Genomic DNA, 22,034 nt, shown 5'->3' on the forward strand with positions numbered 1-22,034 from the left:
TAGCCGCCTCCGGGGCGGCGTCAACGGCGGCGATTTCGCTCCTGCCGCTCTCTCGCATCTTCCATTCGTTGAAGCCCCGATGCCGGTTCCCCTAAGATGAGGCCATGGCGGTTGTATCGCTCCAGAACGTCGTCAAGCAGTTCGGTACCCGGGTGGTACTCGACGGGCTCAGCCTGGACTTGCACCCCGGGCAGATCGCCGGCTTGATCGGCGTGAACGGCGTCGGGAAAACCACGCTGTTCCGGCTCATCGCCGGCGAGATTCAGCCCGACACCGGTGAGGTCATTCGATCGGCCGGGGTCGACATCGGCTACCTTCGCCAGGAACCCGACATCGATCCGAACCGGACTCTGCACGACGAAGTCGCCCGGGCCTTCGATGAGCTACTGGAAATCGAACGGCGCATGCACGAGGTCTCGGCGGAAATGGCCGCCTGCCCGGACGACAAGGCGCTCGAGAAGCTGATGGCCTCGTATGATCGCCTGCACGAACGCTTCGTGGTGGAGGGCGGGAATGCGATGGAGGCTCGGCTGGGGGAAATTCTCGGCGGGCTGGGCTTCTCCCCCGAGGACTATCACCGTCCGCTTCGCGTCATGTCCGGCGGACAGAAATGCCGCGCGGCGCTGGCGCGGCTACTCCTGGCCGACAGCACATTCCTGCTTCTGGATGAACCCACGAACCATCTGGATATCGACGCCGTGCGGTGGCTCGAGCGCTTTCTGGCCAACCATCGGGGCGGGGCCGTGATTATCTCGCACGACCGCTATCTGCTGGATCGCACGTGCGAGCGCATCATTGAAATCGATCGCGGAAAGGCCCGGAGCTATCCCGGCAATTACAGCAACTACGCCCAGACCAGGGCCCGCGCCGAACTCACGCAGCAGCGGCAGTTCGAGAAGGACGCGGCTTTCATCCGCAAGGAGAAGGACTTCATTGCCCGCCATCTTGCCGGGCAGCGCACCAAGGAGGCACAGGGACGTCGAACGCGGCTCGAACGAAAACTCAACGATGGCGACCTGACCACCGAGTCCGTCACCCAGCGCAAGAAGGTACGGATCGATTTCGCGTCGGCGGATGCGGGGCAGGGAACCGTCGTGCGCTGCGACGACCTTGCCATGTCGTTTGGCGACCGGCGAGTTTTCGAGGGCCTGAGGCTTCAACTCGATGCGGGACAGCGCATGGGCATCACCGGCCCGAACGGCGTTGGGAAGACGACGCTCCTCAAGATCGTGCTTGGCGAACTCGACGCCACCGCGGGAGAGGTCATTGTCGATCCCTCCCTGCGAATCGGCTACTACACGCAGGAACACTTCGAGCTGGACCACCGGCGGAGCGTCCTGGAAGAAATTCGCGCCGCCCGCCCGGAGATGTCCGAACATGAGGCTCGCTCATATCTTGCCCGGTTCTTATTCACCGGCGATGACGTATTCAAGAAACTCGGCATGCTCTCAGGCGGAGAGCAGTCTCGCGTGCGCCTGGCCTCGCTGATCCTTCAGGGACCGGACCTGCTGGTGCTCGACGAGCCGACCAACCATCTCGATATTCCCTCACGCGAGTGCCTCGAAGAAGCCCTCGTCGAATATGCCGGGACAATTCTGACGGTCAGCCACGACCGCTATTTTCTCGATCGTGTTGTCCACCGCCTTCTCGTCATGCGACCGTCTCATTGGGCCGCATTCAACGGGAACTACACGTTTCACATCGAAGAGCTGGAACGCCAGAAGGCTGCTCTCGCGGCTGCCGCGACCGCATCCGAGAGTGCGGATGCCTCGCAAGCGACGAAGACAGCGCTCAAGAAGCAGCGCAAAGCCGCCCGCGAGGCGCAGGCACCCAGAAAGACCCGGTCGCCCACGGCACAATACGACCATCTTACCGTCGAGCAGATCGAATCCATGGTCGTTGAACAGGAGACGCGACTCGCCGAATTGCATGAGAAATTCGGCGATCCTCGGATTGTGACGGATCCCGAGGCATTGGCCGAACTGCAAGAACAGATGGACGAGGTGTCGGCCGAGTTGGCGGTTCTCGATCAAGCCTGGCAGGAACGCGTCGAGGGAATGAAATAGCGCCCGGTACGGCCACCAGCTACGCCGCAAAAACGGGGACCGGTGTACCCCCGTTATCCACGGCAACGAATACCACCTGCCCGTCCGTCACGTGTACATCGACGTCGGGCTCACTCCGCCGTCGCGCGCAGACCTTGACGCTGATCGTGATCGAAGTGCGGCCGACCTTGGTCGCGTGAGCGTAAATACTGAGCACGTCGCCCATGTAGATTGGCTTATGAAACTCCACTTCATCAAATGAGACGGTGACGTAGCGGTGGTGCGCCTGGCGGATGGCTTCGACGTATGCGGCTTGGTCCATGAGTGAGAGGACCACGCCGCCGAAAATGGTGCCCTCCGCGTTCGTGTCGCGTGGCATCATCACGACGCGAATGGCGGGTTCTTCCGAGGCCGGCTTGACATTCGATTTCAATGGACTCTCCGGTCATTGCTTCGAGGCATGCTCGACACAACGCGAATGGGCGAAGATTGTGCGATGCCCGTGCGGATTGTCAATATTCATCAGCAGGAAACCGGAGCGGTTGCGTCTCACGGATTGAGTTCAATCTGCAGCGGCGGCGCCGGACATCCTGCCTGACCCTGATCTCCGGGCGGGTCTGGCACCGGAAATGGGTAGAACTCCTTGCCGCTCCCCGTGGCGAATGCGTTTACGACTTGCAGCGCATCCGCACCGTTGGTCACCCGGTCCGGAAGGCTGGGATTTACGTCCGACCAGGTCGTGTCGGGAGCAGATGGCAGCCCGCTGAATCCCTGTAGCACCGCGCCGATGTCAAACCCGTTCGTCCGGCCGTCCGGGGGAGTCCAATGGTTGGGCGGCGTCGGGGGAGTCGTGGTCGGGTCCCCCGTCATGCTGAATTGTCCAACAACGTCGCCCCACCAGCGGTCGTTGGTCGGCATGTGGTTGGTGTAGACAGAGAGCGGCTGGGAGAATTTCACCCCGTCAAGCGTTGTGCGTACCTCGTATCGCCTTCCATCCGGTGCAAGCGCGGCATCTCCGGGAGAGATAAGGCACCCTCCGACGCTAATCACCGGCAAGGTCGCGAAGTCGTAGAGCGGAGGATCTTCGTCCGAAACCAGGAAGCACAGTCCCTTGGCGGCAATGGACGCCGGCGTCGTGCGCGGCGTGCTGATGAACCAGCTTTCGCCCCCCACGATTTCTTTCACCTCGTAGCCGTGGAGCTCACCCAGCAGGGATGGATCCGGGACAAATGAAATGTATCGGCTCTTCAGCACACTGTTTGGATAGGAAGTGGCTGCGAGCGGCGGCGGAATTTCGCAGTCATCCGGTACACCGTTGCCGTCCTGATCGGGATCGCATTCGTCGGGAACGCCGTTTGCGTTGCAGTCGTTATCAGCCAGCTGACACTCGTCCGGAACCAAGTCTGCGTTGCAATCAACCCCGGATTCGACCGTCTCACAGGCATCGGGGAGTCCGTTGGGCTGGCAATCCGCCGCGCAGGAGACTCCCTGGACGTACGCGCCCCCTTGGAGAATGCACGGATTCGGGTCTCCAAGCGCCGACGGAGTGCAAACGCCGCCACCCAGGCAACAAATGGCCTCGCACGCGTCGGGAATGCCATTCCCGTTCATATCCGTGTTACACTCGTCGGGCACTTCGTCCGCATTGCAATCCGCGCTTCCGGACGTTACGCGAACGAAGTCAACTTGCCACCCAAGATACCCACTGACGCCGCCGTCACTTGTGAAACGCCAGGTAATCGTTACAGCTTGGCCGGCAAAGGACGTCAGGTCGATGACCACTTCCTCCCATCCGTTGGACGAGCCGCTTTCGCGGAAAACGCGTTGGCCGTTGACGAATACCTCCGCAAAATCGAAGCCTTCTTCAGATTCGAGGTTTTGGCAGAAGCGAAGCTCCGACGTTGAATTTCCAAGAGGGATCGGCGGTGAAATGAGCTCGGCTGTTTCGTTATCCCCGTATTCGCAACCAAACACGCTGCCGGAGTACGCCCAGTGCGTTCCGCTGCAAGGTGTGCCACTTGAGCAGAAGTTGGTAACGACGAAGGGGAATTGAGCTGTCCACCCGGCGGGCAGGCCCGATTCGAAATCGACACTCATCAGCAACCCCCCGCCCGTGACATCGCATTCATCTGGAAAGCCGTTGTTGTTGCAGTCGGCACTGACGGAGCCGTTGCCGTCGGGATCGCTCGGATCAATGTCGCAGGTGTCCGGCACGCCGTTGGCATTGCAGTCCTGCTGGCATTCGTCCGGCACCAGATTGCCATCGCAGTCGGGGCTGCTGACGCCGTTCCCATCGGGATCGGAAGGGTCCACGTCGCATGCGTCGACGACACTGTTGGCGTTGCAATCTTCCTCGCAGACGTCGGGAACGAGATTGCCATCGCAATCCGCCGCGCCCGACACAACATCACATTCGTCAGGAACACCGTTATCATCGCAATCCGGGCTGATCCCAAAGGCCAGATCACACTCGTCGGGATTGCCGTTGTTGTTGCAGTCGACGGTGGGACCCGTTCCGCAGGGGCAATCGAGCTCCGCCCGGAAGGCGCCCCGGCCGTGCGTGAACGCGACCAGGTGATAATTGTCGGGGAAATCCAGGGCTTCAACGACCGTATGCGACAAGCCTGTATTCGCCGGGTTCCAAGTCGCGCCGCCGTCGTCACTGTCAAAAACGCCGAGTTCCGTACCTAGAAAGAGCTGGTTCGGATCGCACGGTCGAATCGCGATCCAATGCACCGGAATATCGGGTACTCCCGCGACATCCACGCCGGTGTCGATCGGCGTCCATGTCGTGCCGCCGTCCACTGATCGCAATACGTGAGTTACATTGAATGTCGAGTACGTTGCATAGACAATATTCGGGTTGGAAGGATGGATCGCCACGCTGCTCACGTACGCTCCGATGTTCAAACCGTTCGTCGCGTTGAATACCGTCCAGGTGGGGGACGGTGCCAAGCCGTCCAGCGTCTTGGCAACGTAGCCGTTGTTGAATCCCAGGAAAACGATGTTGTTGTTGGACGGGGCGATGGCGATGGCGGAGATCGTCCCCGCCGACGGAAAGTCGTTACCGGCTAACGACCAGTTGGCCGCACCGTCCGTTGTCCGCCATGGTCGTTGGCCCCCTGTCCAGAGCACGAGCGGATTGACAGGATCCATGGCAAAAGGCGTGATGAAGAGCCCGTCGATATCGAATATGCCGTTGATCGCGGACTCCCAGATCTCACCTCCGTCAATCGACTTGAGCATGGCGGGGAATCGCTGGGTCTCCGTGTACATGATGTCGTTGTTGGTGGGGTCGATCGCGAAGTAGCCTCCGTCTCCCCCGACCACTTGCCGCCACGCATTCGGGTCGACAGCGGAATTGGTCAGCAAGACGCCGTTGTCCTGCGTCCCCCCTGCGAAAGTGTCCTCTTGGTTGGCGGCATCACCGTGATAGAACTGGGCCGTGCCGTAGTTGTTGTTCAGACCGGTCCACGCGACGGCAGGCAAGGGCGCCGGGGATGAAGTCGGGCAATCATTCGTGCTGACGGCTGCACGGGCGTTGTCCGTTCGAGCAAGCCCGCCATCGGTTCCGGAATAGAGCGTCTGATTGCTTGCGCCGTCGAAATCAGGGTGAAAGACGAGAACATGGTGATCGGCGTGAAGGTAATTCAGGTCGCCGGGATCAAAGAACCAGTAACTGGCGACTTTGAATGTCTGCCCGCCGTCCTCGGACCGGAAAAGGTCGATTCCGCCGACCCAGACGATGTTTGGATCGAGGGGGTCAACGGCAATGACGTTGTCGTACCACCCCTGAGATCGGAGTGCGGAGCCGAAACAGCCGTTCGAGAACGCCATATTGCTCAGCAGGTAGGGGTTGATGGGGTGCGATGGCGTGAGCTGCGGCGTCCACGTAAGCCCGCCATCGGACGACCGGAACACGTTGACAATCGTGCCGGTCGGCGCCCCGATGCCGTTATCGGCCATCGCCACATACATGATATCGTTGTTGCTCGGCGCGATCGCCAGGGACATGCGCCCTTGACGGGTGACGATCAGATCGGAAGTGGTTCCCACCTGCGTCCAGCTAATGCCTCCATCAGCCGACCGAAAGAGCCCGTCGGTGTCAAAACTCCCGAACGACGCGAAAACGACATCCGGTCCCGGTGGCGTGTCCGCGCGCAGCGCCAACTCCATGCATCCCGACGTACTGCCATTGCTGTTGGGCGGCGAGGTATTGATGAACGTGGTGTTTTCCAGGACAGGAAACCAGAACATGCCCGCCGTCGTCGTCTTGTAGACGCCGAACCGCGTGCACGCATAGACGTGGTCCGGATTGGATGGGCTTACGGCCAGATCATTTACGCGGAAGAAGGCATCGTAAGCCGTGTCGGTCAGATGCGTCCAGGTTGCCCCTGCATCGGTCGACTTGAAGATTCCCAGCCCGCGCACCGCATCGCCGTTAAAAAAGCCCTCCCCGGTGCCCGCGTACAGGACGTTAGAATTCGACGGGTCCATGGCCAGGGAGCAAACCGCGATGTTCAGCATGAAGTCGTCGGTCGGGAACCAGTTCGCCCCCGCATCGATCGTCTTCCAGACACCGCCCGCGACGCCGGCGGCGTACATGATATTCGGATTATCGGGATTGATGACCATTGCCCGCGTGCGACCGCCGATGTTGCCAGGGCCAAGCTCGGTCCAGGTCAATGGGGCCCCGGCCAGCGGTCCGCGCGAAGCCTTGAGCAGGGCCTCGCGAGCGAGAATAGTGTCGTAGCTCTTGCGAAGCTCATCGATCGGGAACTGCGACATGCCGATCGGAAGGCGCTGGGCCATGAAAAAGTCCATCGCCTCCTGCGGCGCGTCAAATGGCTTCGGGCCGCGCATGGAGTAGATTTTGCTCTTTCGCACGATTCTCCTGTTGACGGAAGTCCAGTCCCGCGACGGTTCCGCCGCGGCGAGCGTCGGCCCGGTGTGGGGACCGCTTTCGTCAGGGATGCCGCTCTGGGAAGTCGATGATCTCGGGACCGGCTTGTTCGATACATCCCGGATCTCTGCTCGCCGAACGCTGGAGGCGCAAGCCACCCACAGTACCGCTGCGAATGCCCCGGCGACCCAGAGCACCACAAAGCAAACTCGGCGCATGGTTCCCTCCTTGACCCGGACAATCCAGACGTGTTCCTCTTCCCCCGAGATCCCGATCGATTACGCGCTTCCGTGCCCGCCTTCGACTCGGACCGTTCGTCTTCTGCTTCCGGAAGAACCGGTGGACAGCACGCAATAGATCGGTCGTGATTAACGACGAACGGTGCAGCGGTAATGTGAACCGCTAAGTGAATATGCTATCTCACGAGAGCGGTTGCTGCAAGCAATTGTGCGCAGAATTAGGCGCGCAGAGGAAGGTTATCGGGACACGCTCATGCCGTGTTCTTGGCACAACGTGATCGAGGCACTCCAGCATCCATGAATGGTGGCAGGTTATCGTTCCGAATATGCGATCGTGCGATCGCAGGGAGACCAGTTTTCAATCTGCAGTCTACGATCTACGCCTTCACTGTGTGTCCGCGCCGCTGGCCAGTCGTTCGCGCACCCAGCCGGCCGTGACACCCTTCTCTGACAGCAGCTTCGCGACCGGGTTGTTCTCGTCGCGCAAGAGCGCCAGCAGCAGGTGCTCCGGCTCGATTTCGCCGGCACCCATACGGTTCGCCGAATCGACCGCCAGAATGAGCACGTGCCAGAAGGACGGCGAGCGGAACGCTTTGGCCAGTTCCTGCTGGTGCATCCATTCCAGGTGTCCGTGACGGGAATGTACCAGGTCGTGATCGGCGTGTACCTCGCTGCGCAGGAGCCCCAAGGCCTTCTCGCGCAACGCTTCGAGCTTCACGCCCTGTTCGCTCAGCACCGTTGCGGCGATACTGTTACCTTGGGCAACCAGGCCCAGAACGAGGTGCTCCGTGCCGACATACTTGTGATTGTGCCCGCGCGATTCCTCGATTGCGAACCGAATGACGTCCTTCAGTTCCTTCGTCTGGGCGCGTCGTCCGATTTGGGTGGTCGCCTCCCCGGCGGAGAGCCGCCGGCGAACCTCTTCGCGAACGCGCCCCAGTTCCACGTCGAGTAACCGCAAGGCCTCGGTAGCCACACAACTGCCCTCGGCGATCAGGCCCAGCAGCAGGTGGGCGGGGGCCAGATAGTCGTGTCCCAGAATATCGGCCTCGCGGTTCGCCAAAGCAAAAGCGTGTCGGGCCCGATCGGAAAAACGTTCGTTCATGACGCACTCCCCTTTACCCTTCGTCCGGAATCGTGGCGGACACGGTAGCGGGGGGCACCCCGGAGAGCAAGCGTAATGGGCTCTCTTCATCCCTCGACGGACCAAAGAACGGGAGGAGCCCCTGGGGGCTGCCCCGAAGTTTGTGGAACAGGTGCAGGCGGCCGGCCGGACTGCCTCCGCCCAATCTGGTTTCAGGTTTGCTCGTGCTGGAATGCGCTACCGCGCCGGACCCTCGGAGCCGGCAACGCCATCGCCGATTCCACCGTCAGGCTCGACGGGAATGGGCGGGTCGTACGAGACAGGTTCGGCGATCAGCAGCTCGTAAGGCATCGCGGTCATGTCGCTGACCATCCCGCCCCGGATGCCATAATTGGTAACGGCATAAACCCGATCGCCTACAAACACGCCCCGCGTGAAGTACGGGTAGAAATAACCTTCTTCCACGAACCGCGTGTCGATGCGCCCCATTTCCTGGAATCCGTTGGCTGCAGTCGCGTGATAGACGACGAGCCCGTCGAATCCACCGGGAACCCAAGGCTCTTCAACGACATCAACCTCGGTGCCGTCATTGCCCGTGTCATCTCCGAGCGGAGGCACCGGCTCGACCTGATTTTCCACGACCGTTGCCCCGTCCGATCCGACGGTGGCGACAGATCCGGTCGGCGCGGGCTCCTCAACGAAAATCGGGCCGGCATCGTAGATGGAGACAGGAAGAGCGACCATGTCGTTTTCGGGGAAATAGGTAAATGCCTTGGGATTGTACAGTGCTTCCGACCACGCGCCGGCCTGCTCATCGGTCAGGACGACGTTGTGGGCCAGAATGGGATTGGCGAAGTCGCTGACATCGAAGATGGAAAGTTGAACGCCGCGCGGCCACGAAATATCGCCTTCCGGAATATACTGCCCGACGGTAAGCAGGTGATTCTCATCCATCGGCACGATGAATGTCGAGAACCCGGGAACCTTGAGCTCGCCGACGATGCGCGGACTGGCGGGATCCGAAATGTCCAACGTGAACAATGGGTCGATCTGGCGAAACGTGACCACGAACCCGCGATTTCCAATGAACCGTGCCGATTGAACCGTTTCGCCCGGGGCAATATTCTCGACGCTGCCCATGATCGCCAATGTGCCGTCGCTTTCACCCAGAACGTACACGTTGTTGGTCGATTCCGTCCGCTGCCCATCGGGGAAGAACGTCGGATCGACCGTCGACGCCACGCGGAGATAGCCGTCGTATTCGCCCATTGAGTATTGGTTCAGGATTCGGCCGGGAACGGAACCGGCGGCCACGGGTGTCGCGCCGGAGTCGGAGTAGGCGAGCTTGTAGATAGCCGTGGTGGAGCGCTGCGTCCCGAGAAAGTCGTATTGTGTGTTGGTGAGGTACAGGGCCTGCGTGGATGAGTAGATCAGGCCCGGTTCGGCAACGAGCCCCACGGCGGCAAATGTGCCGTCACCGTCCACGTTCATGCTGACGACGGAGACGATGCCGAACCCGTCCGGATCTTCAGGGCGATACAGGTTCTCCCAGGTGACCACATCACCGCTGACCGTAGTTCCGTCCGGTCCCTGCCGTGTGAAATGGGGGATCACCGTTTCGGCCGGGACCTGCGTCTGGGACATGTCCCGCGTGCCGAGCACCGGCAAAACGTCGAAGTAGTAGTTCTGGTAATTGGCAAGTACGAGGTGGAGCGTACCGTCGATCATGCGGCTGGAGGCCTGGGTTCCATCGAAGGAGGTCGTGGAAACGGGCAACGGCGCGGAGCGGTCCGAGACATCGAGGATCGTGACAATGGTCTGCGGACGAGAATACTGGAATGGCGCAAACGGCTCGGGGCCCTCAATTGGGTCATCTGCGCCGACTGCGTTCGCGGAGGTACCTTCCGCGGCAACCCCGCCGGAGTCCGAATCGTCAATCCCGACCACGTCATCGGCCGGCAGCGGCGCGTCGTAGAAGATTAGATCCCCAAACGTTTGCGTAATCGCAATGATGCGTTCACCGCGGAGGTACATGTCCTGGGCGTATCCCTCCAGGGTGTACCGCCCGAGCAAATCGAGTTGGTCCGCCGGCGTGATGCGGGCGATGCGCAACTCGCTATCGCTGAGGACATAGACGAACGTCCCGTCAGTCTTGACCACGTCGGCCTCGTCTACGCCTTCCTCCTGAATCGTCGTTCCGGAAACAGGTTCGGCGTCAGCCTCGCCTGCAGCCTCACCGCTTCCGCCTTGTACCGGAGCGGGCGGGGGCGCTCCGTCTGCGACGGCATCGTCAAAGTCGATGAGTCCGCCCGGCTCCGCTACGCGTTGGCCGTTGCTCTCAACTTGCGCGTTGAAATATTGCTGAAATTCCTGCTCCGATTCGAACCGCTTCAGGTTTGGAGAAGCTGATGGAGGGACATTTGTACTCAGGAAATCGCAACCCGATGACGTCAGCAAGGCGAGTGGTAGGGCCAGAGCACAGAGGCGTTTCATCGAATCACTCCTGGGAAAAGTGCGAAGGCACGCTGAAGTCGGGCAGCCACGCGGGCCGAAGCGGCTTCACGAACAACCTGTGGAGGCAGGCTGAAATTTCAAACTTGGCGAATTCAGGCGACACAAGAGCCACCCACAAACCGTCACCGGCCACGCGCCTTTGGCCGACGAGGGTATCCTCTCATTGCCCAGCACTGACTCCGCTCACCCCATCATCGGTAAGTATCCGATCCGGAAATGACCGGTCAAGTGGAGGCAGGGCGTTCTTATCAGCCTCTGAGGCGCGCGATTTCGAAACATCGCGGTAACAAGCTCAATGCTCGCAACGGAAGCCACCGATGCTGCTGGCCTGTGCACCGTTTTTCGGACATGATGCCCGCCTTGCACGGGAGTTCGGAGCGTAAAGCACCATCGCCCGATTGGAGATGTCTCAGGAAGTCGGTCCTGGACAATGATGACAGCATCCGCCAAGCGGGGTCGCCGATATTGATCGTACGGCGGCCCGTCTTTGCAGGGCGCGCGTTAAGACTGCGGACGGCTGGGCCGGAAATGCCGGTGGTTCCGCGGGTTGCAGCGCTAGTCATCACTGTTCCAGGAGCCGAGCATCGTGAATACCAGTATGAGCATGACACAGGCCCCCGCGCATATTGCGCATGAACCCAAGGGACTTTCCACGTGGCAATGGGCAGCGATTGTTCTGGCCGGGGCCGGACTCGCGCTGCTGATCTACAGTTCGCTCGGAGCGGAACATGGCGCGCATGGTGGCGGTCATGGCGTGGAACATGTCCATGCACCCACGATCTGGTCGGTCGTTCCGTTCGTGGGTCTGCTGCTGTGCATTGCCATCTTCCCGCTGGTGCCGTCCATCGCGCACTGGTGGGAAAGCAATCAGAATCGCCTGCTGGTGGCGAGTCTTTTCGGCGCGGCGACTCTGGCGTACTACCTGTTCGCCTACAACGTGGAGAAGGTCGTCACGGTCCTCGAGCATGCTGTGCTGGCGGAATACATCCCATTCATCGTCCTGCTCTTTTCACTGTATGTCATCAGCGGAGGAATCGCCCTGCGCGGCGACCTGGCGGCGCATCCTGCCACGAACACCACATTCCTCGGCGTCGGTGCGGTGATCGCCAGCTTTGTGGGTACGACCGGCGCGTCGATGCTCCTGATCCGACCACTGCTCCAGACGAACTCCGAGCGGAAGCACGTTACGCACACCGTGATCTTCTTCATCTTTCTGGTCAGCAACATCGGTGGATGTCTGCTGCCCATCGGTGATCCGCCGCTGTTCCTCGGGTATCTCAAGGGTGTGCCGTTTCTGTGGACATTTAATCTCGTCGTGGAATGGGCCGTGACGAGCGCCGTACTCCTGGCCATCTATTTCTTCTGGGATTCAGTCGCCTACAAGAAGGAGACGATTCGCGACATCGTCCGGGACGAAACGCAGCGTACGCCGCTCCGCCTGCACGGGAAGCTCAATCTCGTGTGGCTGCTGGGGGTTGTTCTCTGTGTGGCGTTGGTCAAGCCGGGTGAAGAATTCCTCGGGATGGGCTTCGTTTCGTTCCCCTTCATGCGCGAGCTCCTGATGCTTGGGCTCGTGGCCCTGTCACTGAATCTCACGCCCGGCCGCATACGGGAAATGAACAAATTCAACTATGCGGCGATCCTTGAAGTCGCGGCGCTGTTCATCGGCATCTTCATCGCGATGCAGGCGCCCATCGAGATCCTGCGGGCGAGCGGCGAGAGGCTGGAGCCGCTCCTGAGTTCCCCGATGCGTTTCTTCTGGGCGACGGGAGCACTGTCCAGCTTCCTGGATAACGCGCCAACGTACGTTGTGTTCTTCGAGTCGGCCGTGTCCATGACGCCGCACGATGCTGTCGGTCCAGGGGTGCTTCATCTTGTGGACGGCGGGACCATCCAGCAGAGCATGCTGACGGCGATCTCGCTGGGCGCCGTGTTCATGGGCGCGATGACCTACATCGGGAACGGCCCGAATTTCATGGTCCGCAGCATTGCGGAGCAGGCCGGGGTGAAGATGCCGAGCTTCTTCGGGTATATGATCTACAGCGTGGGGATCCTCGTTCCGCTGTTCCTCGCGGTGACGTTGATCTTCGTACATTGACCGTCGGGTCAGGCGACGCCGCGGGGGCCACCGCTGGCGATGAGCATGCGCGGGAGAGATGATGTCTGGGGAAACGAAGCCCTGGTGGCGGCGTGACTGGCTTGCGCTGATGCTGATCGGTGCGCTCGTCGCCGTGTATTTGTGGAATTTGCGGCCACTGCCGCCGCTGGAGGGCTGGGATTCGACCTACGAAGCGGCGCTCGCCGAAGCGCAGGCCGGGAAGAAGCACATCCTGCTTGCCTTTTCGCAGAAAGGCTGCGCGCCATGCATGATCATGGAGCGGCGCGTGTTGCCCAGCCGGACCGTGGTCGATGCGCTCAAAACCTATATTCCCGTGAAGGTGGACGTAGTGGCCGACCCGGCGCTGGCGGAGCGCTATCACGTATTCGCCACGCCTACGTACATCGTAACGGATGCCCAGGGCGAGCCTCTGGCGCGGACGGAAGGGTCCACGTCGGCCAAGGATTTCGCGGCGTTTCTCTCCATTGCTGAAGAAGCGCGACCGCAGCGAACACTGACTCAGTAGCCGACTCCGCCCTGCACATTGCCGAAGCCGCTCAAGGCGGGACGGCGCGGTCATGCGCGAACCAGCGGTGCCACGCCGAGCAGCCGAGGTCTGAGAAACTGGCCCGTGTGACTTTTCGCGTCTTGGGCGATCTGCTCCGGCGGACCTTCAGCCACGAGGAATCCGCCGGCGTCACCGCCTTCCGGTCCGAGGTCGATAATCCAGTCGGCGCTCTTGATGATGTCCAGGTTGTGCTCGATGCAGAGGACGGTATCACCCCGTTCGACCAGTCTGTTCAGCACGGCCGCCAATTGACGCACATCGCCGAAGTGCAGGCCTGTCGTCGGCTCATCGAGGACGTAGATCGTGTGACCCTCGCCCCCGCGCTGTAGTTCGGCGGCCAGCTTGATGCGCTGGGCCTCGCCGCCGGAGAGCGTGTTCGAGGCTTGCCCCATGGCGACATAACTCAGGCCCACGTCGCGCAGGACCTGGAGACGCTTGCGGATAAGTCGAAACTGCTCGAAGAAGGTGGCCGCTTCCTCCACGCGCATGTCCAACACGTCGGCGATGGTCTTGCCGCGATAACGGACCTCCAAGGTCTCGCGGTTGTAGCGGGAACCGCCACACTCGGCGCAGGTCATGAATACGTCCGGGAGGAAATGCATGGTGACGCGGCGCGTGCCCTGGCCTTCGCAGGCGTCGCACCGTCCACCCTTGACGTTGAAGCTGAAGCGATTGGGTCCGTATCCGCGGATGCGTGCCGTGCGCGTGCGGGCGTAGAGCTTGCGAATCAGATCGAAGACACCGACGTAGGTGGCGGGATTGCTGCGCGGCGTGCGGCCGAGCGGCGACTGATCAACCTCGACGATGCGGTCCACGAGTTCGGCGCCGCGAATTTCCTGGAATGATCCCGGGCGAGCGCCTTTGTGCTCGACGGCGCGTCGCAGGGCGCGAACGAGCACGTCGGAAACGAGCGTGCTCTTGCCGCTGCCGGAGACACCGGTCACGCAGAGGAAACGGCCTAGCGGGAAGCGGACCTCGAGATTCTTGAGGTTGTTGGCAGTCACGCCGGTAAGTGCAACGCAGCGATCGAAATCGGGCTCGCGGCGGCGATCGGGAACGGGAATCGACAGTTCGCCGCGAAGGAAACGGGCGGTGGAGGATTCGTCGGACCTCAGTACGGCGTGAGGTGGGCCTTCCGCGACGATTCGTCCGCCGCGGTCTCCGGCACCGGGGCCCACGTCGATGAGATGGTCCGCCGCCACGATAATCTCTTCGTCGTGCTCGACGACGACGACGGTGTTTCCGAGGTCTGCGAGGTTTCTAAGGATGGAGGCCAATCGGCGGCTGTCTCGCGGGTGCAGTCCGATCGTGGGCTCGTCGAGAACGTAGCACACGCCGGCGAGTCCGCCGCCGATCTGCGTGGCGAGCCGAATGCGCTGCCATTCGCCGCCGGAGAGCGTTGCGGTGGTGCGGTCAAGCGAGAGGTACTCCAGGCCGGCTTCGTTCAGGAAGCGGAGTCGATGGCGAATGTCCCGAATCAGTGGTTCAGCAATGGGAATGTCGCTCTTGTCGAAGGACAGGGATTCGAAAAACGTCTTGGCCCGGGCAATGGTACGGCTCGTCAGTTCGGCAATGTTCAGCTCCTTCACAAGTACACAACGCGCCTCCGGCCGCAACCGCGATCCGTTGCAGGCGGGGCAGGGGGACTCGCTCAAGAACGCGTGCAGCCGCTGTTTGAGGGAATCCGAATCCGTGTCCGCCCATCTCCTGCGAAGATTGGGCAGGACCCCTTCAAAGGCAGCTCCGAACTCCTTCTCCTGCTCCCCGGTCGTGCCGTGTAGAAGCAGGTCCAGCGTCTGCGGTGCGAGCGTTCGGACGGGAGCATCGGGAAGCACGCCGAAGTGCTCGCAGAATTCGGCAATGAGTCGAGCGTAAAGACCGTTGAGCCGCTTTCCCTGGTTCCGCCAGGCTGCAACGGCGCCCTCCGCCAGGGATCGCTCGCGATCGGGGATCACGAGGTCCACATCAAATTCGAGTGTCGTGCCAAGACCATGACACTTCGGACAGGCTCCGTGCGGAGAATTGAAGCTGAAAAGCTGGGGCGTAAGCTCAGGGACGATAACGTGGGGGTGATCGGGGCAGCAGAGGGAAGCCGAGAATCGTTCATCCACCCACCCCGTCGGACCGTCGGCGGATTCTCCGGCAACAATGACCCGGCCGTCGCCGGTACGCGTGGCGAGCTCGATGCTGTCGGCAAGTCGTTGGGCGATGCCGGCTCGCACGACGAGGCGGTCCACGACGACCTCGACGGTATGACGGCGACGGGCGTCGAGGGGTGGGAGCGTGTCTATGGCGTGTACACTTCCGTCGACACGCACGCGCGTGAAACCGTCGCGGGCGACGCGCTGTAGAAGCTGTTCGTGGGCGCCGCGGCGATCCTGGACGACCGGCGCGAGAACGAGAATGCGTCGTTCACGTTCGTCGACGAGCACAGCATCGACCATCTGGGCGACCGTTTGGCGGGCAATGACGCGGCCGCAGGTGGGGCAGTGCGGGCGGCCCAGACGGGCGAAGAGCACGCGGAGGTAGTCGTAGATTTCCGTACTGGTGGCAACGGTCGAACGGGGTCCCGGCGTCGTCCCGCGCTGCTCGATGGCGATGGTGGGGGAGAGCCCCTCGATGCGTTCAACGTCGGGTTTGGGAAGTTGTTCGAGAAACTGGCGGGCGTAAGCCGAAAGAGACTCCACGTACCGGCGCTGACCTTCGGCGTAGAGCGTGTCGAATGCCAAGGAGCTCTTCCCGGAGCCGGATGGACCGGTAACGACGGTCAGTCGTCCGCGGGGAATATCCACGGAGACCGTCCGAAGATTGTGCTGACGGGCGCCGATAATGCGGATGCACGAAGAATCGGACATGGGGCGAAACCTGCGCGGGCAGTGCCCGGGCTGTGAATGTTACCGGTTCGAAAACTTCTTCGAGGCGCGTCGGGCGCGCAGCCCGGAAGCGTACGACAGGCGGCGTTGCCCTTCAATAACGGATTCCGAGGGCTCGTCGCCCTGTGCCGGCAGGGTGCAGTACAGCACGGCCTTGGATCATTGTCGGACCTCGTAAGAGGCCGTCCGGCGGCGTGGACCGCCCGCCAACCGAGTCTTATACTTATTGGGCACGTCGATTTGTCCGGTTATTCGCTCACCCGCCGTTGGTGCTCGTGTAACCGGCACCGGAATCAGGAATTCGTTCGCCGTTGCCTGCGGCGAACAGGCCTTTCAAAGGGGTGCCACGCTGGCCAGCGGGATCGACCGGAAGGGGTCCTACCAGGTCTGCGTACCGATCATCGGAACCGATCATTGAAGGAGTCGTCATGCGAAGTTGGAAAGCTCGCGGGTTTACGCTGAAAGGAACAGTCGCGCTTGGTTTGCTTCTGGGAACGCCGGTCGTGCTCCGGGGTGCGCCCGAGGATCGATCGGCGGACCGGATCTGGCAGCAGGGCGTGCGGCAGATCCTGCAGGGCGAATTCGATCAGGCCGGCTCGACGCTGGAGAAGCTTCCGGAGCAGGACCCGGTTACGGGCACTGTCGTTGACTGGCTGGAAGACTTCCGCAAGGAGCAGGAAGAACGGCATGAGCTCGACGAGGCGGAATTCAATCGCTACGTCGACTTTGCGAAGGTCCGCATTGAGCGCGGGGATTACGACGAAGCCCTCCGCTGGGCGATCCTGGCGCGTGACGTCAGCGACGATCGCGAAGCCTTCCTGAAGGCGGATTGGCTCCATGATCTCGTGGACCGCTCCCTGGAGGCCGCGGAAGCCCATCGCGGCAAGCAGGAATGGCAGGAGGCATGGTTGTTCTACTCCTATTTGGGCGAGTTGTTTGAACACGAGCCCCGATACAAGAAGCTCGAGAAAGAGGTCCTGACTCACTGGCGCCTCGACGAGATGTTCACGGAGAAGGCGCACTGGGAGGAGTCGATTGAAAACGTCCGCTGGGACGATGCCCGCCGGGCGCTGGAGAGCATCGCCTTGTATTACGTCGTCCCGCCCGATTTCAAAGCCATGGCGGAAGACGGACTGGATGCCGTGCTCCTGCTCGCAGACTCGAAGAGTGCGCAAAAGCAGTTTGAACGGTTGGGCAACGAGCGGAATCGCGCAGAGTTCGTGGCCCGAATCAACGCCCTGACGCGAGGCGTTCAGGAATCGCCGGACATTTCGCGCCGCGATGTCGAGCGGAGCTTCCGTCGCGTGCTGGATATTAGCCGGCAGACCGTGGAATTGCCCGAGTCGCTGGTGGTCAGCGAGATGATGCGCGGCGCGTTCGAGCCGCTCGACGATTTCACCACGATCATCTGGCCCCAAGATGCGGATGATTTTGAGAAACACACCCGCGGAGACTTTATCGGCGTCGGTATTTCGATCGTAAAAAACCGGGCCACCGAGGAGATCGAAGTGGTCTCCCCGCTGGAGGATACGCCGGCGTATCGGGCGGGTATCCAGGCAGGAGACATTATCACCCACGTGAATGGGGACGCCATTAAGGGTCTTTCCATCAACAAGGTTGTCGATACGATCACCGGGCCGGAGGGTTCGGAGGTCGAACTGACCGTCCGTCGCGACGACGAGAAACTGAATTTCAAGCTGGAACGCGCTCGCGTGAAGATCCAGTCGGTCAAGGGACTGCGGCGCCATCCGATACATGAGGAGCGCTGGGAGCACTGGCTCGACGAGGATCGCGGGATCGGCTACATCCGTATCACCGGATTCCAGGCCAACACGGTCGAGGATGTGACCAACGTACTCAGCGAGTTGGAAGCGGGAGACCTTCGGGGTCTGGTGCTCGACCTGCGCGACAATCCCGGCGGGCTTCTCGATTCCGCCTTTGATCTGTCGTCGTTGTTCCTGAAGAAAGGCGAGAAGGTCGTGGTCGTGCGCGGGCGCGATCCGGATGCGGTCGATACGCTGCGGGCGACGAGCAACGGCCCCTGGTCCGATCTGCCCGTCCTTGTGCTGGTCAATGATAACAGCGCCAGCGCGTCGGAAATCGTGGCCGGCGCCATCCAGGACAATGAGCATGGTGTGGTCATGGGTGAGCGTACGTTCGGCAAGTTCAGCGTGCAGAACCTTATCCAGCTCAGCCGCTCCAATGCCAAACTGAAGTTGACGACGGCGAAATACTACCTGCCCAACGGCCGATCGCTGCATCGCGAGATTACTTCTTCCGAATGGGGCGTCGAGCCGGACATCCACGTGCGTTTGACGCGATGGGAACGGGTGAACGTGTGGAAGGCACGTCGCGAGGCGGACCGTTTGGGGCCGCCCAAGCCCGGGGCCGATGACGACGACATAGGCGCCGTAGTGAGCAAGGATAAAGAGGATGAGATCGTCGGTCCGCCGCCGTTCAAAGAGGACGACGAAAACGATCGTCCCATGGCCGACCCGCAGCTTGATGCGGCGCTGCTCGTGATGCGCGTACGTCTCATTGAAAACGAGAATCCGACGCTCGCGGCTGTGGACGTGGAGAACAAGGAAGAGATTCGCAAGCCCTAAGGGCACCTCGAATGTGACTAATTGAGCGGCCTCGGCAGGTCTTCCGGCCCGTCGAGGCCGCTTCACTTTGCCCAGTCGCATGGGGCTGGGGCGTCTCCCCGACCACGCCGCCGCCGGGCTTGAGGCCGAGGTTTCCTCCCTTGACGCTTGTCGCGGCGCGGCCTAAATTTCGCGGGTTTGCGGCCTGTCAACTGAATGCGCTTGGTGGTCGGTCGGCCTTGTTCGTACCGATCCCTCCGAAGTCTGTCAATCGAGGAAGGAACGAACTTGGTGGAGCGAACACTGGTTATTCTCAAGCCCGACGCCGTGCAGCGCCGGTTGGTTGGACGAATCGTGCAGCGGTTCGAGGACAAGGGCCTCGCCGTGGCAGCCATGAAACTCATGCGCGTTTCGCGCGAGCTGGCTGAGCGACACTACGCGGTGCACAAGGGCAAGCCGTTTTATCCCGGACTGATCGACTACATCACCAGTGGGCCGGTAGTGGTCGTGGTTCTGGCCGGAAACCGTTGCATCGAGATTGCCCGGACGCTCATGGGCAAGACATTCGGTTACGAGGCCGCGCCGGGTACGATTCGCGGCGACTTCGGGGCCAGCCGCTCCTTCAACCTGATCCATGGCAGCGACGCCCCTGAGACGGCCAGGGCGGAAATCGAGCTTTATTTCTCCGCGGACGAGCTGATCGAGTTCACGCCCGCCGGAAGTGAGTGGGTGTTCCCCAGGAACGACGTGTAGCAAATCCCGTTCCGCCGTTGTAGTTGCGGGAAGTCAGGATGCCGATCGTCAGAGAACGACCCCATGCCCGCGCCGATGATCCCTTACGAATTCCGGCGGCGCGATTCGACGGAAATGGCCGGGCGCGCCGAAAGCGTATTGGCGGAGATGTCTGCGCGCCGAAGCTGCCGTTTCTTCAGCGGCGATCCCGTGCCGGCCGAACTCATCGAGAAATGTATCGCCGTGGGACACTCCGCGCCCAGCGGAGCCAACCGCAAGCCGTGGCGGTTCGTGGCCGTTAATGATCGCACCCTGAAGCACGAAATCCGCATTGCTGCCGAAAGGGAAGAGCGAGAAAGCTACGGACATCGCATGCCCCGGGAATGGCTTGACGCGCTCGAGCCGCTGGGGACCAACGCCGACAAGCCGTTCCTTGAGATCGTGCCGTGGCTGATCATCCTCTTTCGAATCGACTGGGAAGAGATTGACGGCACGCGCTATCAGAACTACTACCCCGCAGAATCGACGGGCATCGCCGCGGGCTTCTTCCTGATGGCATGTCATCAGGTCGGGTTGGCCACGCTGACGCACACGCCGAGCCCCATGCGCTTTCTGCGGGAGATCCTGGGCCGGCCGAGCAATGAGAAACCGTTCCTGCTCATCCCCGTGGGATTCCCGGCTGTGGATTGCACGGTCCCGGATATTCCCAAGAAGCCGCTGGCACGTGCGTTGCAGTGGAATAGATAACGATTGCCTTGGAAGGACGACGGCCACTCGCGCAGCTACCGCCCGTTGTGAAGCGAGACGCGCTGTCGGCAAAGGTGAACACAATGCAGGAATCGGCCCCCACGTTGTTGCATACGCCCGTACACGACGCCCATGTAGCCTTCGGGGCGCGGATGGTCGAATTCGCTGGCTGGGAAATGCCCATTTCCTATCGCGGCATCACTGAGGAGCATGTGCATACCCGCTCGGCGTGCAGCATGTTTGACGTCTCGCACATGGGGCGGCTGAAGCTCAGCGGGACGGATTGCGAGACGTTCCTCAATCGCCTGTGCACGCGGAACCTATCTGGCGCGGAAGTGGGGCGGTCATACTACGCGCACATCTGTCGTGAGGACGGTGGGATTCTCGATGACGTGATCGTATCGCGATTCGCGACACACTGGGGAATCGTGTGCAACGCGTCCAATCGCGACAAAGTTGTGGCCTGGATTGAAATGCACCGGGCTGGGGCAGACGTCGCCATGGAAGACCAGACGCGGGCTACGGCCATGCTCGCGTTCCAGGGTCCCCGCGCCATGGATCTTGCCTCGGAAGTCTCGGGACAGGATCTCTCCACCATCAAGCGCTATCGGCATCGCACGTTCGAGTTCCTGGGTATGCCCATCACGATCTACCGCAGCGGCTACACGGGCGAGGATGGCGTGGAGGTGGTCCTGCCGGCGGGGGCCGCGGCGATGCTCCTGCCTCGCGTCCTGGGGACGCCCGACGCCCCTCACCCGGAGATCAGGCCGGCAGGGCTCGGGGCGCGCGACACCCTGCGTATTGAGGCGTCGATGCCCCTCTACGGACACGAACTGAGCGAGGATTGGGATTCGCTGACGGCCGGACAAGCCTGGTGCGTGGATCTCCAGAAGGAGTTCATCGGTGCGTCGGCCATGCGCGAGCTACAGGCACGCGGCTTGCCTAGGCAGGTTATCGGTTTGGAGCTTGACGGGCGGCGGATCGCACGGCAGCATCAGCCTGTCCACGCTGCCGACGGTGTTGGGGGGGAGATCACCAGCGGGACGCTGAGCCCGACGCTGGGCAAGAGCATCGCCATGGCGATGGTGTCAACAGCGTATTGCGAGCCGGGCACGGCATTGGACGTGGAACTGAGCGGGAAGCGCGTCCCGGCGCGGGTCGTGCCCATGCCGTTCTACAAGCGCGGTAAGTGACCAGCAGACGGATCCACCCGGAAAAGATTGAGGGTTGAGTAATGTCGATTCCGAGCGATCGTAAGTACTCCGAGACGCACGAGTGGTACATGGCCGACGGAAATACGGTTACAATGGGCATCACCCAGCATGCGGCCGATCAACTCACGGACATCACGTTCGTTGATCTTCCCAAGGTGGGGCTGCAGTTCCAGCCGGGCGACGTCGTGGGTGAAGTCGAGTCGGTCAAGGCAACATCGGAATTGTTCACGGCCGTCGGGGGAAAGGTCCTGGCGATTAACGAGAACCTCACCGACCATCCGGAGCTGATCAACGACAACGCTTTCGAGGACGGCTGGCTGGTCAAGTTCGAGGTGGGATCGCTGGCGGCGCTTGAACAGCTCATGGACTCGAAGGAATACAAGTCGTACGCGAGAGGATAATCCGATTTCTTAATCCCCCCGTTTTTGGCGA

13 protein-coding genes are annotated in these 22,034 nt (G+C 61.5%); 8 read left to right on the plus strand and 5 right to left on the minus strand.

The window, feature by feature from the left end; genetic code table 11:
• Positions 1-104: 104 nt before the first annotated feature.
• Complete coding sequence (locus tag J5J06_15030; protein MCO6438403.1) at positions 105-2,066, plus strand: ABC-F family ATP-binding cassette domain-containing protein; 1,962 nt, start codon at positions 105-107, stop codon at positions 2,064-2,066.
• Between the two features lie 19 nt (positions 2,067-2,085).
• Here J5J06_15030 and J5J06_15035 read toward each other — a convergent pair whose 3' ends face one another.
• The 4 genes from J5J06_15035 to J5J06_15050 all read right to left on the minus strand — a co-directional run bounded on the left by J5J06_15035 (position 2,086) and on the right by J5J06_15050 (position 10,764).
• Positions 2,086-2,427 carry an acyl-CoA thioesterase gene (locus tag J5J06_15035; protein MCO6438404.1) on the minus strand — a complete coding sequence of 114 codons (342 nt, stop codon included), beginning with the start codon at positions 2,425-2,427 and terminating at the stop codon, positions 2,086-2,088.
• 167 nt (positions 2,428-2,594) lie between these two features.
• Positions 2,595-7,166 carry a hypothetical protein gene (locus J5J06_15040; GenBank protein MCO6438405.1) on the minus strand — a complete coding sequence of 1,524 codons (4,572 nt, stop codon included), beginning with the start codon at positions 7,164-7,166 and terminating at the stop codon, positions 2,595-2,597.
• 406 nt (positions 7,167-7,572) lie between these two features.
• Positions 7,573-8,292, minus strand: a complete 720-nt coding sequence (locus J5J06_15045; protein ID MCO6438406.1) for a hypothetical protein — start codon at positions 8,290-8,292, stop codon at positions 7,573-7,575.
• A 216-nt stretch (positions 8,293-8,508) separates the two neighbouring features.
• The gene (locus J5J06_15050) at positions 8,509-10,764 is read right to left on the minus strand and encodes a beta-propeller domain-containing protein (GenBank protein MCO6438407.1); all 2,256 of its coding nucleotides are present in this window, start codon (positions 10,762-10,764) and stop codon (positions 8,509-8,511) included.
• A 625-nt stretch (positions 10,765-11,389) separates the two neighbouring features.
• Here J5J06_15050 and J5J06_15055 point away from each other — a divergent pair.
• Both J5J06_15055 and J5J06_15060 read left to right on the plus strand, forming a co-directional pair.
• Positions 11,390-12,883, plus strand: coding sequence for a sodium:proton antiporter (locus J5J06_15055; GenBank protein MCO6438408.1), 1,494 nt, complete (start codon positions 11,390-11,392; stop codon positions 12,881-12,883).
• A 58-nt stretch (positions 12,884-12,941) separates the two neighbouring features.
• Complete coding sequence (locus J5J06_15060; protein MCO6438409.1) at positions 12,942-13,409, plus strand: thioredoxin family protein; 468 nt, start codon at positions 12,942-12,944, stop codon at positions 13,407-13,409.
• A gap of 50 nt (positions 13,410-13,459) precedes the next feature.
• On the opposite strand, the gene uvrA is transcribed toward J5J06_15060, so the two are convergent.
• The gene (uvrA, locus tag J5J06_15065) at positions 13,460-16,306 is read right to left on the minus strand and encodes an excinuclease ABC subunit UvrA (GenBank protein MCO6438410.1); all 2,847 of its coding nucleotides are present in this window, start codon (positions 16,304-16,306) and stop codon (positions 13,460-13,462) included.
• Positions 16,307-16,752: 446 nt separating this feature from the next.
• Here uvrA and J5J06_15070 point away from each other — a divergent pair, with 446 nt between their 5' ends.
• The 5 genes from J5J06_15070 to gcvH all read left to right on the plus strand — a co-directional run bounded on the left by J5J06_15070 (position 16,753) and on the right by gcvH (position 22,003).
• Positions 16,753-18,930: a S41 family peptidase gene (locus J5J06_15070; GenBank protein ID MCO6438411.1), complete on the plus strand. Its 2,178-nt coding sequence runs from the start codon at positions 16,753-16,755 to the stop codon at positions 18,928-18,930.
• A gap of 270 nt (positions 18,931-19,200) precedes the next feature.
• On the plus strand, positions 19,201-19,662 hold the full coding sequence (gene ndk / locus J5J06_15075) for a nucleoside-diphosphate kinase (protein ID MCO6438412.1): 462 nt from the start codon (positions 19,201-19,203) through the stop codon (positions 19,660-19,662).
• Between the two features lie 63 nt (positions 19,663-19,725).
• Positions 19,726-20,388, plus strand: a complete 663-nt coding sequence (locus J5J06_15080) for a nitroreductase family protein (GenBank protein ID MCO6438413.1) — start codon at positions 19,726-19,728, stop codon at positions 20,386-20,388.
• Between the two features lie 83 nt (positions 20,389-20,471).
• Complete coding sequence (gene gcvT / locus J5J06_15085; protein MCO6438414.1) at positions 20,472-21,581, plus strand: glycine cleavage system aminomethyltransferase GcvT; 1,110 nt, start codon at positions 20,472-20,474, stop codon at positions 21,579-21,581.
• A 41-nt stretch (positions 21,582-21,622) separates the two neighbouring features.
• On the plus strand, positions 21,623-22,003 hold the full coding sequence (gene gcvH / locus J5J06_15090) for a glycine cleavage system protein GcvH (GenBank protein ID MCO6438415.1): 381 nt from the start codon (positions 21,623-21,625) through the stop codon (positions 22,001-22,003).
• Positions 22,004-22,034 lie beyond the last annotated feature (31 nt).

Source organism: Phycisphaerae bacterium (assembly GCA_024102815.1).
GTDB lineage: Bacteria > Planctomycetota > Phycisphaerae > UBA1845 > UBA1845 > JAGFJJ01.

What these genes read in the sequence shown, in the direction of transcription:
- gcvT (MCO6438414.1), top strand. Translation starts at nt 20,472, where the DNA reads ATGCAGGAATCGGCCCCCACGTTGTTGCATACGCCCGTACACGACGCC.
- gcvH (MCO6438415.1), top strand. Translation starts at nt 21,623, where the DNA reads ATGTCGATTCCGAGCGATCGTAAGTACTCCGAGACGCACGAGTGGTAC.
- J5J06_15060 (MCO6438409.1), top strand. Translation starts at nt 12,942, where the DNA reads ATGATGTCTGGGGAAACGAAGCCCTGGTGGCGGCGTGACTGGCTTGCG.
- J5J06_15080 (MCO6438413.1), top strand. Translation starts at nt 19,726, where the DNA reads ATGCCCGCGCCGATGATCCCTTACGAATTCCGGCGGCGCGATTCGACG.
- J5J06_15030 (MCO6438403.1), top strand. Translation starts at nt 105, where the DNA reads ATGGCGGTTGTATCGCTCCAGAACGTCGTCAAGCAGTTCGGTACCCGG.
- J5J06_15045 (MCO6438406.1), bottom strand. Translation starts at nt 8,292, where the DNA reads ATGAACGAACGTTTTTCCGATCGGGCCCGACACGCTTTTGCTTTGGCG.
- J5J06_15055 (MCO6438408.1), top strand. Translation starts at nt 11,390, where the DNA reads ATGACACAGGCCCCCGCGCATATTGCGCATGAACCCAAGGGACTTTCC.
- J5J06_15040 (MCO6438405.1), bottom strand. Translation starts at nt 7,166, where the DNA reads ATGCGCCGAGTTTGCTTTGTGGTGCTCTGGGTCGCCGGGGCATTCGCA.
- J5J06_15035 (MCO6438404.1), bottom strand. Translation starts at nt 2,427, where the DNA reads ATGATGCCACGCGACACGAACGCGGAGGGCACCATTTTCGGCGGCGTG.
- uvrA (MCO6438410.1), bottom strand. Translation starts at nt 16,306, where the DNA reads ATGTCCGATTCTTCGTGCATCCGCATTATCGGCGCCCGTCAGCACAAT.
- J5J06_15070 (MCO6438411.1), top strand. Translation starts at nt 16,753, where the DNA reads ATGCGAAGTTGGAAAGCTCGCGGGTTTACGCTGAAAGGAACAGTCGCG.
- J5J06_15050 (MCO6438407.1), bottom strand. Translation starts at nt 10,764, where the DNA reads ATGAAACGCCTCTGTGCTCTGGCCCTACCACTCGCCTTGCTGACGTCA.